This is a genomic window from Arthrobacter sp. UYEF3 (assembly GCF_040546245.1).
Lineage (GTDB): Bacteria > Actinomycetota > Actinomycetes > Actinomycetales > Micrococcaceae > Arthrobacter.
The window spans coordinates 218,045-236,076 of the sequence record NZ_JBEPNK010000002.1; the positions used below are offsets into that span (position 1 = coordinate 218,045).

The 18,032-nt window shown below is 64.3% G+C and carries 14 protein-coding genes; 6 read left to right on the forward strand and 8 right to left on the reverse strand.

Annotated elements, in window-relative coordinates:
• The first annotated feature begins 52 nt into the window (after nt 1-52).
• The 3 genes from nagA (at nt 53) to ABIB14_RS02480 (ending at nt 3,495) form a co-directional block, all read left to right on the forward strand.
• Nucleotides 53-1,270: an N-acetylglucosamine-6-phosphate deacetylase gene (gene nagA / locus ABIB14_RS02470; protein WP_354233815.1), complete on the forward strand. Its 1,218-nt coding sequence runs from the start codon at nt 53-55 to the stop codon at nt 1,268-1,270.
• Nucleotides 1,267-2,019 (forward strand): copper homeostasis protein CutC, encoded by a 753-nt coding sequence (locus ABIB14_RS02475; RefSeq protein ID WP_354233816.1) that lies wholly within the window; start codon nt 1,267-1,269, stop codon nt 2,017-2,019. Before nagA ends, ABIB14_RS02475 begins: the two co-directional genes overlap by 4 nt.
• Before the next feature lie 399 nt (nt 2,020-2,418).
• Nucleotides 2,419-3,495: a methyltransferase gene (locus tag ABIB14_RS02480; protein WP_502909585.1), complete on the forward strand. Its 1,077-nt coding sequence runs from the start codon at nt 2,419-2,421 to the stop codon at nt 3,493-3,495.
• 23 nt (nt 3,496-3,518) lie between these two features.
• Here the strand turns inward: ABIB14_RS02480 and ABIB14_RS02485 are convergent, their stop codons facing one another.
• Nucleotides 3,519-3,737, reverse strand: coding sequence for a hypothetical protein (locus ABIB14_RS02485; RefSeq protein WP_354233818.1), 219 nt, complete (start codon nt 3,735-3,737; stop codon nt 3,519-3,521).
• Between the two features lie 201 nt (nt 3,738-3,938).
• On the opposite strand from ABIB14_RS02485, the gene ABIB14_RS02490 reads away from it, so the two are divergent.
• Both ABIB14_RS02490 and ABIB14_RS02495 read left to right on the forward strand, forming a co-directional pair.
• Nucleotides 3,939-5,243 (forward strand): hypothetical protein, encoded by a 1,305-nt coding sequence (locus ABIB14_RS02490; protein ID WP_354233819.1) that lies wholly within the window; start codon nt 3,939-3,941, stop codon nt 5,241-5,243.
• A 482-nt stretch (nt 5,244-5,725) separates the two neighbouring features.
• Nucleotides 5,726-6,352 carry a hypothetical protein gene (locus ABIB14_RS02495; protein ID WP_354233820.1) on the forward strand — a complete coding sequence of 209 codons (627 nt, stop codon included), beginning with the start codon at nt 5,726-5,728 and terminating at the stop codon, nt 6,350-6,352.
• A 290-nt stretch (nt 6,353-6,642) separates the two neighbouring features.
• On the opposite strand, the gene ABIB14_RS02500 is transcribed toward ABIB14_RS02495, so the two are convergent.
• From ABIB14_RS02500 to ABIB14_RS02530, 7 genes are all read right to left on the reverse strand, one after another.
• Nucleotides 6,643-7,353 carry a DUF6994 family protein gene (locus ABIB14_RS02500; protein WP_354233821.1) on the reverse strand — a complete coding sequence of 237 codons (711 nt, stop codon included), beginning with the start codon at nt 7,351-7,353 and terminating at the stop codon, nt 6,643-6,645.
• Nucleotides 7,354-7,588: 235 nt separating this feature from the next.
• A complete protein-coding gene (locus ABIB14_RS02505; RefSeq protein ID WP_354233822.1) occupies nt 7,589-9,268 on the reverse strand; it encodes a nuclease-related domain-containing DEAD/DEAH box helicase in 1,680 nt (559 codons plus the stop codon).
• A gap of 26 nt (nt 9,269-9,294) precedes the next feature.
• On the reverse strand, nt 9,295-10,809 hold the full coding sequence (locus tag ABIB14_RS02510; RefSeq protein ID WP_354233823.1) for a TY-Chap domain-containing protein: 1,515 nt from the start codon (nt 10,807-10,809) through the stop codon (nt 9,295-9,297).
• A gap of 2 nt (nt 10,810-10,811) precedes the next feature.
• Entirely contained in the window at nt 10,812-11,915 is a 1,104-nt protein-coding gene (locus tag ABIB14_RS02515; RefSeq protein WP_354233824.1) for a hypothetical protein, read from the reverse strand.
• Nucleotides 11,916-12,007: 92 nt separating this feature from the next.
• Nucleotides 12,008-14,560: a sigma-70 family RNA polymerase sigma factor gene (locus ABIB14_RS02520; protein ID WP_354233825.1), complete on the reverse strand. Its 2,553-nt coding sequence runs from the start codon at nt 14,558-14,560 to the stop codon at nt 12,008-12,010.
• Nucleotides 14,561-14,601: 41 nt separating this feature from the next.
• The gene (locus tag ABIB14_RS02525; protein WP_354233827.1) at nt 14,602-16,119 is read right to left on the reverse strand and encodes an ADP-ribosylglycohydrolase family protein; all 1,518 of its coding nucleotides are present in this window, start codon (nt 16,117-16,119) and stop codon (nt 14,602-14,604) included.
• Entirely contained in the window at nt 16,116-17,075 is a 960-nt protein-coding gene (locus ABIB14_RS02530) for an ARPP-1 family domain-containing protein (RefSeq protein ID WP_354233829.1), read from the reverse strand. The genes ABIB14_RS02525 and ABIB14_RS02530 overlap by 4 nt, the downstream gene beginning before the upstream one ends.
• 94 nt (nt 17,076-17,169) lie before the next feature.
• On the opposite strand from ABIB14_RS02530, the gene ABIB14_RS02535 reads away from it, so the two are divergent.
• Nucleotides 17,170-17,841 (forward strand): NrtR DNA-binding winged helix domain-containing protein, encoded by a 672-nt coding sequence (locus ABIB14_RS02535; RefSeq protein ID WP_354233830.1) that lies wholly within the window; start codon nt 17,170-17,172, stop codon nt 17,839-17,841.
• Nucleotides 17,842-18,032 lie beyond the last annotated feature (191 nt).

The window sequence follows — 18,032 nt, forward strand, 5'->3', positions numbered from 1 at the left end:
TCTCCCACAGCTATCAGGCCCGCCCGGGGCCGACGAACGGAAGTACAACCTTATGATCATCGAAGCAGCACGCATTTTCAGCGCCGGCGAGTGGCTGGAACCAGGCTGGATTGAAATATCGGAGGCGCAGATCCACGCCGTCGGCAGGGGGAATCCACCACGCGATCCCGATTTCAGGACTGCAATGACCCTTGTGCCGGGCTTCATCGATGCCCACGTCCACGGCGGCGGCGGGCAGTCCTTTGACGACCCGGATCCGGACGCCGCCAGCCGCATCGCGGAGACCCATCTGCGGCACGGGACGACCACAATCATGGCAAGCCTCGTGACCGCGCCACTGAACCAGCTGGAACAACACATCCGCAGGCTGGCGCCCCACGTCCGCAGCGGGGACCTGGCCGGTATCCACCTCGAAGGGCCATGGCTGAGCCCATCACATAAGGGCGCGCACGCTCCGGAACTGCTGCGTGCCCCGGTCCGGGGCGACATTGCCCACCTCCTGCAGGCAGGCGCCGGGACAGTGCGCATGGTCACCCTGGCCCCGGAGCTCGCCGGCGGACTCGACGCCGTCCGGCAGATCTGCAGCCACGGAGCCGTCGCTGCCATCGGTCATACGGATGCCTCCTACGAGCAAACCCGGGCTGCCATCCAGGCCGGGGCCACCGCGGGAACGCACGTCTTCAACGGGATGCGGCCCATCCATCACCGCCACCCCGGGCCGGCAACAGCGCTGCTGGAAGACAAGGATGTGTTTGTTGAACTGATAGCCGACGGCGTTCACCTTCACCCCGCAATGATCCGGAGAATCTTCGACAGCCCGGCGCGGGCAGTTCTCGTTACTGACGCCATGGCAGCCGCCGACGCCCCCGAAGGCCGCTACCGGCTCGGCGGCCTGGACGTTGACGTCCGCGACGGACAAGCCCGCCTGGCCGGCAGCGGCAGCATCGCCGGAAGCACACTGACCCTGGACGCGGCCCTCCGATACGCCGTGGAGGCGGCAGGTGTGCCCCTCGGACAAGCACTCACCGCCCTCACGGAGCACCCCGCCGCCATGCTGGGGCTCGCCGATGTCGGCGCGTTGGAGCCCGCGAAGCGCGCCGACCTCGTCGTCCTCGACGAGGTCCTCACCGTCCGTGCCGTAATGCGGGCCGGGCAATGGACATCCCCGCCGCCGTTCCTCCATGTCGGGGCCGGCAACGCCCGGGCGGGCAGCGCAACGGTGCCCGGCCGGCCCGGGGTTGCCCGAGGTGAAAGAAGGTCCGTCGCATGACTGATCTGGAGATTGCTGTCCAGGATGCCGCCGGAGTGCGCATTGCGCTGGAAGGCGGAGCCACCCGGGTTGAGTTGTGCGCCGCGCTGCGGACCGGCGGATTGACGCCGTCCATGGGCGCCGTACAGCTGGCTGTGGAGGCCGCAGGAGGACGGGCCGGGTTTGTTCATGTGCTCGTGCGCAGCCGGGGCGGCGGCTACGTGTACTCGGACGAGGACGCGCGCACGATGTGCGCTGACATCACTTCACTGGCCGGCACTGGGGTGGGCGGTGTGGTGGTCGGCGCGCTCACTGCAGACGGCCGGATCGACCTTGACGTGCTGGCACGTTTCACCGCCGCAGCCGGGGACCTACCTGTGACCTTCCACCGGGCGCTGGATGCCACGGCAGACCCTCTGGCGGAGCTTGTCCGGCTGGCCGGGACGGGGGTGTGCAGGGTGCTGACCTCCGGCGCGGCGGTCCGCAGCATCGAAGGGCTCGCCACCCTGGCGGCCATGGTCCGGCTCGCGCCGGACGGAGTGCAGATCATGGCAGGCGGCGGCGTGCGGCTAGAGGACATCCCGGCACTGGCAGCCGCAGGCGTGGCCGCCGTGCACCTTTCCGCGCGGACCACGGTCCTGGACCGGCACCCGGCGGGTCCCGGAGGCGGGGCGCAGGAATTGGATGCCACGGACCCGGTGCTGGTAGCCGGTGCGCGCGCCGCGCTCTCCGTAGAGGACCCCAGAAATACTGGCTCGGGCAGTCGGTAGCCGGGGGTCTGTCAGCCCCGGAGCGCGAACGCAACGTCGATTTAGTGCGCCGCGAAGGCTAAAGGCACGCACTAGCCGAGGGACAGGCGGATCGGGAAGCGGCAGACGTGCCGTGCACCCCGACGCCGTCGGTGGAGCCGTTGGTGCGCACCTGTATCCTGACAATGCAGGTTGACTGGTTCCAGGGGCCATCAACCAAGCGCGGGTCGCGGCGGGATGACGGTCCGGAATCTTGGAAGTAGCCAGCCACGTTGTCGACGATCCCCCGGACTCTTGGAATGGATCTTTATCTCTGACACGCCAGCTCCTGTCGAAACCCCGACGTCTGTCCTCAAGCCTTCGAGCAGAGCTACGGAGGTTGAGGGTGCCCTCGTGACCTGGGCCGAGGCTGGTGAGAGCATGTCCGCGCGATGGCGTTCGGCGAACGGCAGACCGGCGCCGACGCGCGTCGAAGTGGTGTCCGACTCTCTCACGGCCGATGATGCGAACCGGATGGCGTCACAGGGGATCGCGATGCTCTGGCACGGTGACTTCCACAACGCACGGCAGATCCTCAACGCCGTGGACCGGCGGCTAGGTGCCGGAAAGAAAGAGATCGCAGCAACTCCGGCCGATAAGTTCTATCGGCACCGCCAGTCCCGCTCGCACCGTGCACGCGTTCTCGGCCTGCTGCTGGTACCTCTTGGTCCGGGCCCGGTGGTGCCGCTGCGCCGCGCACCGGACATCCGGCAGGCCGCCGCTGAAGCGTACGGTGATATCGGCGAATCTTCCATCGTGTCCCTGCATGAGCTTGTCGGGGTCATTGGCGCCCACGAGTGGCGACGTAACGGCGTGTACGTCGACGCCCTGCAGGGCCGCATCCACCCGCACTACGGCACGTTCTTTCCCACACGGAGTGAGTATGTGGATCTCGTGGCCGCCGCTGCGCTGCCCTCTGACACGCTGGCGTTCGACGTCGGAACCGGCACCGGGGTGCTCGCTGCCGTCCTCGCGCGCCGGGGAGTCCGCCGCGTAGTGGCAACGGACAATGAGCCGCGTGCGATCGCCTGTGCCGCTGAGAATTTCCGGAACCTCGGTGTCCAGGACCGTGCCGAGGCCGTCCTGACCGACATGTTCCCGCCCGGACGCGCGCCGCTGATCGTGTGCAACCCTCCCTGGATTCCGGCCACTCCGCATTCCAGTTTGGACAGTGCAGTCTATGACCCCGGAAGCAGAATGCTGTTCCGCTTCCTGAACGAACTTTCCGATCATCTTGAGCCGGGCGGGGAGGGCTGGCTGGTCCTCTCCGACCTGGCCGAGCACCTTGGCCTGCGGTCGCGTGAGGATCTGCTGGCCGCCATCGAGGCGGCCGGGCTGCAGGTGTTGGAACGGCTCGACACCAAGCCAACGCATCCGAAGGCATCGGACCGGGACGATCCTCTCTTCGAAGCGCGCACGGCCGAGGTCACGTCCCTATGGCGGCTTGTTCCCCGATAATCACAACCTTCCGCCGTCGGGAATCACGACGGCGGCCCGTTTGAGGCGCCCGGTCCGTCGAACAACGCGCTGGTGCTGCCCTGTGGCACCACGACGCGGACGGCGTTGCGCTGGACGGTGAAGTCAGAGGGCGTAGTGGTCGCGATCTCGCCGTCGAGGTTCACCGGCAGTGGGTGCTCGGTCCCCAGCCGCTGCAGGTGACGGGTCGCGTCGTAGGCTGCCCGCTCGTCGTCGATCGCCACGCTGGGCGAGCCCGACTTGTCGCTGATGGCGACGGAGATGATAGGGACGTTGGGCCCCAGCAGCTGCCTTAAACGCGCCGCGGCCTTCCAAGCCGGGATCCATGAATAGAATCACCATGGTTCCAGTGCGGCACGGGCGAATTCGCACCTATCAGCCGCGTTCACACCTCCTGGAGAGGTGCAACGACAGAGGAGTAAGCGATGACAAATATCGAGAGCATCACGCTGGAGGCGGAGCTGGTCGGTGAGGACGCCACGCGTGACATTGCTAAGGCGGTCAGCGCTCGTCATTCTATTGCTCGCAAGTACGTCATGAGGCTCCGACGGCGGCATCCGGACGCAACGCCCGCTGAAGTGATTCAGATGTTGGAGCGTCACTACGGAACCTCGATCACGACTGCTGGTGCCCTCATCAGCGCCGGCGCGATCGCGGCTGATATTGGTATCGCGATGATTCCTGGAGTCGGGGCGGCAGCAGCCGGCATGAAGAGTGCGGGACAACAGGCCGCCAAAAAGACCGGTAAGGAAGCCGTCAAACTTGCCGCAAAGAGCGCTGCGAAACAAGCCGCAAAGAACATGGCGCTGGGTACTGCGAAGAACGGTGCACAGCGAGCCGCTGCTCTCCTTCCCGCAGGCGATGAGCAGTTGCAGTTCGAGATCACCGCGGTTTTCGCGCTCGCTATTGCCGATATCCACGGAATGGACCTCGATAAAGACCAGGCGCTCGCCCTTGTCTACGGACTCTCGAACGAACGCGTGAGCCAGAAGCAAATCGCAACGATGGCGACAGACCTATCGAGCGCGTCGCCTGAAGGCATCGTCGGCGTTGGCAGTGGGGTCTCTGCTGGCCGCACGGACTGGTCGCACTGGGCGAACACGCTCGCGGACACTCTCCCTGGAGGCGCCGCGCAGAGCTTGGTTCGGACCATGGAGACGGGTCAGCTGGACGTCGTGCGAGAAAATTTGAGTGGAAAGCAGCAGGCAACGATTGAATACGGAGTTGGAGCCCTGGCGGGAGGCGTCACGCGCTTCGTGTTCGGTCGCGACGTCATCGTCTCAGCCCGGGCCGCATTCGCTGATGCCCCCGACATGTTCCCCGAACATCTCGCTGTCGATATGAAAGCCAATGCTGACGGAGACGTTGACTTCGAACAGAACCGTGCCCTTGCAGCGATGGAGGACGCCGCGAAGACGACAGGAAACTGGATTGCCGGCACTGCGAGCACGGTGGGGAGCGGTGTCGCAACGGGTGCTGTGGCCGTGGGCTCCGGGGTGGCAACCGCTGCCGACACGGTAACTCGCGCGTTCCGGAGCGTCGACATCGACGGGGACGGGATCCCGGATGAGCCACAGGCCCTCACCGCGGTCAAGGGCGTCGGAGGCGCCCTCGCCGGTGCCGCGGGTTCGGTCGGAGGGAGCGTCGCAGGGTTGTTCAAACGAAAAAATCGCGGCGGGCAGACTGCGGACGGGTCGGAGACTGGCAGCGAAGAACTTGTCGAAAAGTAACCCAGTGGTTGCTGGACCTCGAACAGACGCGCAACCTTGGCGACCGTTTCCTGCGGATCTTTATCGATGAGTTTAACCGGCCTTCGCCGGGGAGCGAACCGCTTCCGCATGGCAGTTACTTGGTGCGTCAGGAGGTGAACACCTCGATGGGCGTGTGGGGAGCGGACATAGGCGGTCTTGTCCTTGAGAGCGATGCTGCGGTCGTCGTCGAGAACTATTTCACTTCAGAGACGGTCACGGGCATAGTTACAGCGGCTACCTGGCGTTCAGCGTGCGGGGCGGCAAGCGGGGTGCTGTCGCGGTTCGGTGCGCATCGGCCCGCAGCCGCAAATTCCAGGACCGGCGGGGCGCGTCATAGTCGGCCGGCTATTGCTTACGTATATGGTTCGAGGGGACTTGACGCGGCGATCTGTTGTGGCCGTTCCACACCGCGAAATTACGAGGGCGTTTCGACGTCGAACGAAACTGGAGACTAAATCGTCATGACCTTTTTCAAAGCAAGGGTTCTGCTTTGGCCTCTCCTGCTGATCACCGTGCTGGTTGTCGCGGGTACGGGCGCCGCTTTCGCATTCGGTGGGCTCAACGCTCTCGCTATCAGTTCGCTGTTCACCAGCAGCTCGAACGAACGCGATTCGCAGGTGGTTCAGGCCGTCACGCGCGTGCAAGAGGTCGCCCTGCTCAGCCTTCACATCGAGGGTGTCACCAGGCACGAAAGCAATGGAGAGATTCTCGGCGTGGCGATACCCGCGAGCGAAAAAACGACGCTGATCCAGTACAAATTCGACGCAAAATTAGGCGTCGATGGGTCACAGGTGAAGATCGAACCCATCGGCCCAAAGTCGTTTCGGGTGACCATCCCTCAATTTATTGGCATCGGCTTTGACAATCCCGTGTTCGAGGACCCCCTCGAGAGCAACAATGCGCTTAGCTGGCTGACACCGCCAGCCGTCCAAACTCGCATGATCAACAACATTCTCAGCGACGAGAACAAGCAGAAGTACATCACCCAAAACGCAGTAGCGCTGAAAGAGCAAGCCAAGGTGTTCTACTCCGGAATCATCGCAAGCGTCGATCCCGAAATCACCATCGACTTTGAGTTCGCAGAGTAGATGCCCCCAGCGCCCCGTCCTCGCCGCATGAACCCGAGGTGCTGCTATGTCCGGAGAGGGGACTATTACGCCGGAGTAACCCGGTGAGCCAACTTGATGGGGAACCCACCGCGTCGCCACCGCGTAATCCGTGACCGGGAGCGCCAGCGGTGCTGGGCCACACGACCACTGGTGCTCTCCGCACGATCGGTGGTGCTGAACCGCACCCTTCTCAGCGCCCTCACCCTGGCGGACATCCCACCGCGAAGCGAGGACGTCGTGCCCAACGCTCTTAGTGCCGGACTTGGTGATCAGCTGAGCGGGCAGCGCCTGACCTCGTCCAGGATGCGCAGGCGGCGTGCCTCAAATAGTTCCAGACTGTCCAGGCGGTAACGCGCATAGGTTGGCAGGTCGGAGGGCAGCGCCGGCGATTCGAAGTTGTCGAAGGGGAGCAGGAAGCGCACTGCTCCACTCGCATCTACGAAGTCGCCGAGATGGAAATGTTCGATGTATCCGGCGAATGAGCCGAATAACGCGAAGAAGCCGGCATAGCGATCCATGGTCGTGGCCAAAGGACTCGTGCCACCCTCGTAAAAGCGCCGGATCACTTCGAGTGTCAAGTCCCATCGGTCTTGGATCCGCGGATGAGTGCCTCGATTCTGGTTGAGACTGCCCTGCGAGACTGGGAAGATCATGAATCCGCAGATCGTGTACGAGCGTCGCAGGAACGAATCATTGACCTCGTCTGGAAGCTGCGAGTAGAGGTGGTGCAGTTTCCTTCGATGCCGCGTCGCAATCGTGTCGCTTCCAAGAACAATTCTCGTGCCGTCTGCTTCGTACACGAGATACGGTGAGAGCGCGCGCCTAGCGTGCAGCTCGAACGGCCGCCCGTCAGGGAGCGGCTTGCTCCATAGGAGCTGGTGGTATCGCCGGAGTGTGGGGCTGTGACTGTCGGGGTCCTTACCCTCCGGAGTGTCATCGAAGAAGTTATAGTCAACGTCAAACTCATCAGGCTCGCCCATGAACTGAAACTAGCAGGAGCGGCCGAGGACGGTTCCCCTCGACACGCCACTCGCCGACGCCTGAGCGCTGCCACCCTCCACTGCCGGGCAGGAAACGAGTGTTGCGACCGCGGAAACCAGACCGTGACCTGATCCATCGACTGGCCCGGGCGGCAGTCCTACCCATTGCTCCAGCGCCAGGTTCCGGAATTGGCGCTTAAATGGCGGTGTGGTCAAGGGGACCATGCGCTTGCCCTCAGCGATCGACGGGAGTCGCCGGCACCCAAGCCTCGGCGCGCGACAAAGCCAACTTCAGATCCCGACCGCCAGCCTCCTCCAGGAAATCCGAGTCGCCGACAACCACCAGTAGGCTCCGGGCCCGGGACAGGCCCACGTAGAGCTGCTCGGCTGCTCTGCTTAGGTCCTTGAAGCCGTTGACACAAAGGACTATCACCGACCGTTCCAGGCCCTTGAAGCCCAGAACGTGGCCGTAGAACTCGCCTTCGTTTGCATGGAACTCGCGCCAGTAGTCAGCGGTGGTGCCTTTCTCGAAGAATTCCTTATGGATTGGGTGGCGTTCCTTCGTCGTAAGCATTGCGATCTGGTTGTTCGCCCACCCTTCCTCGATCAGAGTATCGATGCAGTCTCCCGCCACGTCAAGGGCGTCCTCTGTGGCGCACTGAACCCGCCGGACGGGCAGTCCGGTGCTGCCCCGCGGAGTGAAATGATCGCCCGCAAAGGATCTGAATGTTTCTGCGATCTTCCTCGTGTTGCGAAGGTTCTCGTCGATGTGGATCATCACTAGGTCTTCCAGTGGGCTTGCGCCATCCTGGGAGGGATTGCCCCAACGCCGGTAAACGTCCTGGTGGTCGTCCAGGAAGGCGTAGATCTCGGCGTCGTCCGTGGTGGTGGCCAACAGCGCTTCCCACCACAGCGGGGCGAAGTCTTGAGCCTCATCCACGATGATGGCGTCCAGCCGCTGTTGGGGCTGGAGATTGACCGCGAGATCCTTGAGCAGCTGCGGCAATTCCGCTTCGAAATAGGCGGGTCCCGTGCCGTCCGGCACCCCGAGACGCCGGGCATATTCATGGAACTCTCCGGTGAATGCAGGCTGGGCATGACGCCAGGTCGAAACCCGGTCCTGAAGGTACTGGCTGATGCCCTTGTTATAGCTAAACAAGCCCACGCGTTTGCCCTGCTTGCAGAGCAGCCGGGCTTTTTCCACGGCCAACCAAGTTTTCCCGCTTCCCGCGCCGCCGGTGAACCTGATCCTTGGCAGCGACCGGGTGGCCTTCAACAGCACCGACTGCCGCTCGGTGAGATGATCTTGGACATCTTCCAGCTCTTTCGGGTCCAGCAGTTGGGTGCCATCGTGTCCCAGCGTTCCGTTGAGCACCCGCACGATGCGCTCCATGAACGCCGGCGCCAGCGACGAAGCGCCGCCGCCTTCCCGCTCGATGGCGGTCCGGACCAGCTCTGCGACCGACGCCGTGTCTTCCTTGTCCAGGACCAGCGATCGAGGGCAACCCGCCATCTCCCAGGCGAGGGGCACATCGGTGTAGGGGAAGCTGACCATGTAGGCGAAGCGGCTGGTCAGCGGCGTCCCCAGTTGGCGTCCGATCCAGTGCTTGAAGGCGTGGAGAGAACCCTGCGATTGCGCAACGGGACTCTGAATCTTGTGCGCCCCCGACCTGTCCGACTGCAGCCACTGACCGTTTTCGACAGAGATGCGGCCGCCCTTCACCTCAACGGCAGCCATGCCGACGCCGGGCCACAGGACGAGGATGTCAATCTCGTGTTCTGCCCGCCCGTCCCGCACCTGGACTGAGTGGGCAAGTACGACGTCGTCGGGGAGGCTGTTTTTCAGCGCGTCCCAGACCGTCTTCTCTGCCCCCTGGCCATCACCGAATTCGGGTTCTTCCGGAATGCATTTCATCGATGCTCCATCAACTCGGACTTTGGCTAGGCAGCGTTACTAAGTGTCTGCACAATACCGTTCAGCGCGTCATCAAGTGTGACGCCGCCGTCCGGACCGGGCCCGGTCGGGAATTCGCCGGTATGCCATCGAAGCTTGCTAGCGTCGTCGCAGTCCCGGCCATATCTGAAGCCTTCGAGTATCTGGTGCCCCGCTTCAATGTGCGGGATACCGTCCTTGAACCAGTTCGGAAAATCGTTATTCGGAGCAGACCAGCCATTCCCGGTCAGGTAGCCGGTATCTATGGGCCACGTGTCGGCTGGCAAATACTGCTCGGACACAATTTCGAACCAGACCCCATCGGCGCTGGGAACTGCTTGGGCGTAGGGTGTCAGTCCTTCGGTGTCCTCGGCGTATTGAATGCTGAGGAATGAGTTCCACGGCATGTTTGCGAGGACCTCACTGATCAGTTCGCCCGCTTTTGCCCAACCTTCCTGGACGTCGTTCTGGACTCTGAGGTGGTTGACCATGCCGTCGTACTCATCCTCGACTTCCGACGGCATTACGGCGCCGATGACTGACTCCCAGGCGCCGAAGTGCCTTCTGATGGCGACTACGGACGGGCGATGGCGGCCGGCGGCCATTTCGACAGTCACCCAACTGTCGTAGCTCGCCACATCTTTCGGGGAGCCGAAGTAGTGGCCACCGCTTCTATATTCTCTGGCCGCCTCAACGAAATCAGGCGCACTGAAGATAAATGGGTCCAATGTCGGTTGCAGCCCGGCGGAAGCCAAGGCGGTGCCCCAGAACCCTTGGCCCAAGTGGCGCCGCACCGTGCGTGCCGGCACCGGCCAAAGGTCTCCGCGACCGGGCAGTTCGTCTCCAAGGTCCGCCGAGATTGCCTCCGCTATCTCGTCGTAGTCTGAGTACGAGATTCCGGCGTCATCGCCGGCGCGGATGGCCTGCGCTGTTGTTTCAATGACCGCCAGGATTTCGGCTGGCTGGCCGTAGGGGCCGCCCGGACCTAGGAAGTTCCGGATCTCGGCGACCGATGAGAGCGGCATCATTCCCAGAGCCAATTCATAATCGGGTTGGACTCCGCGGTGGCGGCCCAGCACGTAGAGCAAGCTGAGCATTTCGATGGGTGGAACAAACTCCACCTCACCCCTATGTAGTTGGTAGGCACGGTGCGCGAGTTCCTTGAACGTGTGCGTAGTCCGGAGCATTTCCTCGGCAATGTCGACGTCGACGGGTGCTCCGAGCGCGGCGAGAACCTTGGGTATATCCCCGAAATCGATACCGGCTCGGTTGAGCTGTTCGAAGCGTTCGCGCTCTTGGTAGAGGGCTGCCAATGTGGCATTGCATCGATTCCGGAGGGCCCTGGACCGCTGCTCCTCGTCCCGGTCCGCGACCCGGCTGCCGAGGATGTCCAGAAGCACCCAGCTGCTCGTGTTCGCGGCGTCCGCGATGCACCGGAGTGGATCCCCGGCCAGGAAGGATCTGGTTACCTGCCCAATCACGTCGCGCGGGGGAACGTCAGTCTCGGATGAAGGTGTGCTCACGGTCAAAACCCCCGTGATTGTTGCGGCGGGTGGATTGCGCGCCGGACGGCGGATGGCAAGCCGGCCAGCAGGGCGCCTTGCTCGGTATCATCTTCGAGCACGTCGTCGTCCTCTTGCGGAAGGATAATCCCCATTGCGGAAGCCCAGGTGCCGTAGTGACGGACGATTTCCACCGCCGAAGGCCGGTCATTCCTCATGGACGCTTCGGAGTAAACCCACCGGTCATAGATGGCAATGCTCATCGGATGCTCAAAACCGATGCATTCCTCCGTGAAACCGTCGAGCGCATCGAAAAAGTCGATGTCGGTAAATCTGGACTCGGAACTTGGGAGGCTCAGGCCGGCAGCTTGCAGTGCATCATCCCAGAAGCCATGACCGTAACGGCGTAGCAGCACGAATCCCGGCACCGGCCACTGGCCCTCGGCGGCAACTCCGGTGTTGCCCAGGCGCGAAGAAACCGTCGCCGCCGTCTTCGTGTAGTCCGCATAGGAGATGGTCCGCACCGCCCTGGCGCGGATGGCGAGCTTGGTAGTTTCCGCCACTGCGGCGAACTCCGCCAGGCGTCGCGGCGGAAAGTTGGGCTGCATGAGTGACCGGAGCGCGGCCAACTCTTCGATCGGCATGGTGCCGAGCGCCAGTTGGCAGTCCGGTTCGATTCCGTGGTGTTTGCCCGCCACGTACAAAAGACTGAGCTTGTCGCCCAAGGTCCGTGGAGGTAGTTCCCTCGCCGTCCGCTCGGAAGCGACTCCGGGAATGTGCACGAGCTCGACGGCGACTTCCACGTCGATGGCCGTCTGCAGCGCCTTCAGGACTTTCGGCGTATCAGACCAGGTGATCCCAGCGTCGTTCAACCGGTTCAGCAGGCCGCGGTTCTCGTAGATGACTTCGTTCGTGGCCAGGCTCCGGCGTCGGACGGATCTTGCGCGCTGTAGCTCAAGGTGGCTGGCTGGTTGCGTGGCCAAGAAATTGCAGAGTTCGTCGACCGGGCAGCCCAAATCGGCGGCGATGGCGCGGAGAGGTTCACCGGCGGCGTACGCGTCGCCCGCTGGTTCAATGCGCATGACGGCCTCACGCTGTTCCCGACTGAGTTCAGGAGCTGTAGTCATGCTCACATTCCTACCAGTAGCGGCCGACATTGCCCGGCAGGTGGTGATGGTTGGCCGCGCGGCCCCGGGGCGTGACAGTCGAAAGACACCGCTTAGTCGCCCTTCGAGGCGGCGGCTGCCGTGTCTACGAGTGCTTTGGCGTGCAGCGGGTCGTGGCCGTCAAACATGAAAGGTCGCAACACTTGTGATCGTGATGGATGGCAGAGCTTCTTCATTGTCTTGACTTCGATCTGCCGGATCCTTTCCCGGGTGACGCCATACACCTGACCGATTGCGTCCAAAGTCCTTTCCTGGCCATCAGTCATCCCGAAGCGCATAGCAATAATTCCTGCCTCACGTTCCTCAAGTGTGTCCAGAACAGCACGCAGCTGTTCCTGCATAGCTACTTGAAAGAGCGGATCCGTCACGTCCAGCTCAAACGGATCGGCCAGCTGTTCGGCGAGCGATTCGGTTCCTCCTCGGCCATCGGGAACTTGCATATCCAGCGAGTAGATCGCCTTGTCCAAGGTCAGAAGGTAATCGACTTTCTCGACTGAGTTGTCCGTGAGGCGGCCAAGATCTTCATTGGTGCATGAGGATCCATTCATTACGGCAGTACGCTGCTCCGACTGGAGCTTCTGAATCTGCTCCACAATGTGGACAGGCAAACGGATAAGACGTGCCTGATCGGCCAAAGCCCGGGTGATGGCCTGGCGAATCCACCAAGTTGCGTAGGTTGAGAATTTGAAACCCAGGGTGAAATCGAATTTGCAGACCGCCCGGTGCAACCCCAGGTTGCCCTCTTGAATGAGATCCAGGAAGTCGAGCCCGCGATTTGTGTGGTTCTTGGCTATCGAAACGACCAACCGAAGATTGGCGTTCAGGAGCGTGTCAGCGGCTCGCTTGCCGAGCAGCGCAAGGAATTCGAGTTCACGGGTCTCGCGCCGCGGCCGCGGCGCATCTTTGTCTAGGAGGAGCTGCTCCGCGTAAAGGCCTGCTTCGACCTCCTGAGCCAGTTCCACTTCCCGCTCAGCAGTCAGCAATTCGTAGCGGCCCAGCCGACGGAGATAGTCAGCGACGGCGTCATCCGTGACGCCATCACTGCCGGCAAGCTGTTCAGGCCACTCGTCGTCTTCCAAAACGAAACCCGTTGGCTCGGCATCGTCTTGGGGTTCTTCATGTGGCGGCTCAGGAGACGCCTGGGGCTGCTCCACACCAGCAATCGGCTCCACACCAGCAATCGGACCCACTTCGCGGACGGGCGGAAGTTCGGGTTTGGACTCGGCCACAATTTGGTGGAGAAATCTCTGCAGCGGGTCCAAGTCGGTCCTGATGTCGAAGAACTCGACATTGCGGGCGAACGGAAGTACGCGGCCCAGAAACTCTTCGCCTTGGACATCGGGGTCCTCGACAGTGTCCTTCGAGTACAGGACAACCAAACGGCCAACCCGCCCGTCCGCCTTCTTGCGGATGACGCGTCCCAGGCGCTGGACCATCTGCCGTTGGCTGCGATTGGCAGCGACGATGATGCCGAGGTCGGCTTCTGGAACGTCGATGCCTTCATCGAGCAGTCTTGGCGCGGCGAGGATCTGCGAAGTGCCGTTGCGGAAGTCCTCCATGCCTTGCCGGCGGTCATCCTTGGCCATGCCGCTGAAGATGGCGGAAGCCCTGGAACCCATTGCCGTGTACAGCTCCTGGGCTCGCCGTGCAGACTCTTGGGTCTGGGTGAACACAAGCGTGCCGCGGGAGGTGTCCACGGTTTCCTTTAGTGCCGCCAGGGCGTGGTACTTGGTCCGGGCTTCTGCCAACAATGTGAGCCTGGACGCCATCGCCCGCATGTACTTCCGAGCAATCGTCGATTCCCGAGTGATGGAATCTGACCCAGCGAGCGAGGCGACTGCCGCGATGAACTGGTGGAATGGCCGCCGGGGGATCCCGGCGTAGTTCTCCAGGTTGCGTGCCGCTTCCAGCATGGTGTTCGAGAGATCGTCGTAGTTGACCCGCTCCGTGGGCGTGAGTTCAACACCGACGAGGGCAATGTCGAACGGCGCAATGACATTGTCTTTCAGCGCGCGGTCGTACCAAAGCTTGTAGACGACTCCGCCGAAATAAGGCGACAAGACTGTCTCGTGCTCTCCGTCCGACCGCTCGTAGGTGGCGGTCAGTCCGAGCCGCCAGGCGAATCCCTCCTGAAGAGCCCCCGTGAACATGGGGGCAGCGTAGCGGTGGCATTCGTCCGCGATGATCAGCCCGGCCTTGTGGCTCCGTAGGGTCTCGCGGTTGGACGCCGAGTGGACAATCGCCACCAGAATGTCCACATGGTCAAGTGAATCTGTGCTGCCGTCGCCAAGGGCGCCCCGGCGGACCCGGGGGAGATCGCGCTGGATGGAGGACAGCCACTGACGCTGGAGCTCAGCAGTGGGGACGAGAATCAAGACCTTGATTCCTTGGCGGACGGCTTCAAATGCAGCAGCGATGCCTACACGGGTCTTGCCTGATCCCGTGACGGCCTCCACGACGCCGCGTCGAGCATTCGAGTGCCAGGCCTTGAGAGCTTCCTGTTGCCACGAGTACAAGAATGCGTAGTCATACGAAGTGGGAACCGACGCAACTGCTAGAGGGTCGGAGCCCGTCCTACTCAAAGACTCGTGGATCAGGTCAGTCAATTCATCCCCCATTTGGACTGTTCAAGCTCATGAAATGCAGACTACTTGGCCGGTGTGACACTATTCACTTGGTCCGCCGGCACCGCGCCGAGCAACTCCAGGAACAACCTATTCGGGTTGGCGCCAGGCAGCACCCGCCGCACATCTTCCAGCGCTCGCAGCGGCGCAATCCCAGCCACCCGTGCCCCGTACAGCGCCGCCACGGTCGGCGTCCGGGACTCAGCCCGGACGCAGTGCAGCAGCACGGTCTTGCCTTCTGCGCGGAAGCGTTCGACGGCGGCCGCCGCGTCGCGCAGCACGTACGAGGCGTGCGCGTTGTCCTCCTCGACGGGGGAGTCGATGACCCAGAACGTGGCGTGGTCCTCCGGTGCCACGCCGGGCAGGTCCAGAGTCCCCAGCCGGCACAGCGACACCACGGCGTCGATCCCCAGCTCCGCCACCCGCCCCAAGGCCTCGACGCCGCCGACCCAGACGCCGTCGTCGTACGGGTGCCGGACCAGCGCATCGGTGCGGCCCCACATGCTGTAGTCCTGGCGCTCGGCGCGCGGCCAGGAGGCGGGCCGGTGCCCCTCGCCGCGGCCCAGTTCCATGCCGAGCATCATCAGGTCACGGGTCCGAAGCCCGGGCCAGCCGTGCAGGCGGCGCCGCCATTCGAAGGGCACGGCCGTGTAGCCGTAGGCGGCACCGAGCAGGCCGCCGGCAATGGCGGCAACAGTGTCGGTGTCGCGGCCGCCGCGCACGGCTTCCTCCAGCGCAGCCCGCAGTTGCGCCGGGCCGGAGGCCGACAAACCCGCACAGTGGATGGCGCTCCAGGCGCCCTGGAAGGCCTCGACCACCCAGCCGTTGCGGCTGAAGTCCCGGGGACGGGACCGTTCGGCCACCTCGATCCGCTCCAGCCAAAGGGCGGCCCGCTCGGGTGACAGCAGGGGCAGCCCGGCCCGGACGCTGAGCTGCCCGGTCAGGACGGCCCCGTGGATGGCCACGCACCAGAGGCCGCAGGCTTCCTGCGCGTCGGGATCGGCGTGGGTCAGGGCGCTGAGCACCCCGGCCCGGGCCATGAGTTCGGCCGGGTCCCGGTCCAGATAGGCCAGGGCCAGCGGTGCCGTGCGCATCAGCGAGCCGTTGCCGGCGCTGCGGCCGGTGCGGGCGTGGAAGTCCGCGGCCGCGGCACTGAAGTCGGCAGCGTGAACCTTGCTCCGGCCGGCGGCCGCGGCGAGCCGGCGGGCGGCGGCGATGACGGAGCTGGTCTGGGCGCCCACGTCCTTGGCCTCGGCGGCCCAGGCCGTCCAGGCCCGGACGACCATGGTGAACGCGGCGGGGGAGGAGGATCCGGCGTCGGACGTTGCCTCCAGCAGCGCTTGGGCGATCGGGATGGCCATAGAGGTGTCGTCGGTCCACTCGGCCGGCGCGAACCCGAACGGACCGCCGCCCTTCATGGTGACCTTGGCGCCGTCCGGCAGCGGCGCGCCGAACTCGTAGCCGGCTCCGAGGGCGTCACCGGCGGCCAGTGCGACGAGGACTCCGGCCGCGCGGTCATTCTGCAAAGGGGTCAGTTTCACGCCATCTCCATTAGGGGGTGTGTGGTGTTCCAGCCGGTCAAGTGGGCCAGCTGGGGACGGCGCGTGGGAAGCTCGACGGCGATGCCGGCGGCGGACACCGTGCCGGCGGCATGGGTGACATTGCGGCTCCGCAGTGCGCCGTGGCTCCGGACCTCGACAGCCGCGGCGCCGCCGTCGAACGTGCCGAAGTCCATCGCCTGGACGTGGGCGGCGAAGTCGCGGGCCCGCTGGCCCGGCATGGGGCCGGAGGCCAGCGCCTGGGGTGAGAGGAGCTCGAGGTCCAGCAGTGCGGAGTCGATCAGCTGGCGGTAGTGCCGGCGGAATAGCGTGCTGGTGCCGAAGACCTCCAGGAGCAGCGGCTGCGTGCCCAGCCCGAGCACGACGCCGCGCTGGCCCTCCAGCGGTGCGGGGGCAATGGAGGCGTCGAAGCGGTTGTGCGCGTTGTCCTTGAACAGGTCCATGTGGTCGAGTAGGGAGCTGGTCACCGATGGGCCGCTCGCAGCGTCGAAGCGGCTGACCCGTTCCCAGATGCGATCCTGCCGGCTACCGCCGCGCTGGCCCTCGAGGCCGTTGGCCAGCTCGGACCAGACGTTCAGCGGTGCGCGCCGCCCCTGCCGGCGGTGGCTGGACTGGCCGGCTTCCCAGCGGCCGGCCTCGACGCAGAAGGTGTCGATGTCGCGGGTTTCGCCGGGGCCCAGGACGACGTCGCGGGCGCAGGTCCGGTGCTGCTGTCCGCCCTCGAGCAGCTCGCCTTCCAGGAGCAGGGCCGGGTGCGGGCCGTTGTTGGTGACGGTGAGCCGGGCGACCTGGGGGCCGCTGGCGAGTTCGGTCACGGCGACGTCGGCGTGGGTGCCGGTGCTGATGCCGGGGCTGCCGGGGCCGGAGGTCCAGACGGGGAAGATGCTGAGGGGGCCGAGCCGGCTGCCGGCGCCGACGTGGAGCTGGGGAACCTTCATGATGGACCTCCCGTTGATTAAATGCACTTCTGCGCTAATTGACTTCAGTATGCACGGCTTGCATCTTTAGCGCAAGACTGCGATAAATAGTGTTGTGAAGGATTCGAAGAACGGCCCCGGCACATCCCTGCTCGACTACCCGCGCCCCTCGGTGGCGGTGGATACGGCGGTGCTGACCGTGTCGGAGGGCAGCGTGTGCGTGCTGCTGGTGAAACGGGGGGAACCGGACCAGTACGGAGAGTGGGCACTGCCTGGCACGTTCCTGGGCGAACGCGAGACTCTCGGGGATGCGGTGCTGCGGTGCCTGCGGGAGAAGGCCGGCATCTCCGGGCGGGTGCCGCGCCAGCTGCAGGTCTTCGACGAGCCGGGCCGTGACGACCGCGGCTGGGTGCTGTCCGTGGCGCACGTTGACGAGGTGCCCCTGTCGGCGCTGGAGGAGGCATTGAAGTCCGACGGCGTCCGGCTGGCCTCCGTGACCGGGGAACCGGAGCTGATCGGCGGGCTGCCTTACGGCCACGCGGAGATTGTGGAGAAGGCCGCTGAATGGATGCAGGCTGCCTATGCGGGGGGCCCGGACCCCGGTGCGCTGCTGGACGAGCCGTTCACGCTGAAGGACCTGCGTGAGCTGCATACGGCGGTGGCCGGCGAGACATTGATGCGCGACACGTTCAGGCGGTTCATGGAGCCGAAGCTGACGGGAACGGGGCAGATGTCCGACGGAACGCGGGGGAGGCCGTCGCGGTTGTGGGTTCGAGGCCAGCTCTAGCCGTTGCTTCCACCGCGCGGCGCTCGCTCAATGAGCGGTTTCCGCATGACGAATGATGTCAGTGACTGCGAGGTCGGGGACTGCCCCCGGTTTTGTGGCTCTTCAGAATTGAGAGTGTAGTTTCGGTCTGAATCCTCCGGATTCCAGGAGGGATCTGGCGATGTAGTTGGTGAGGTTGCGGAAGCCGAGGG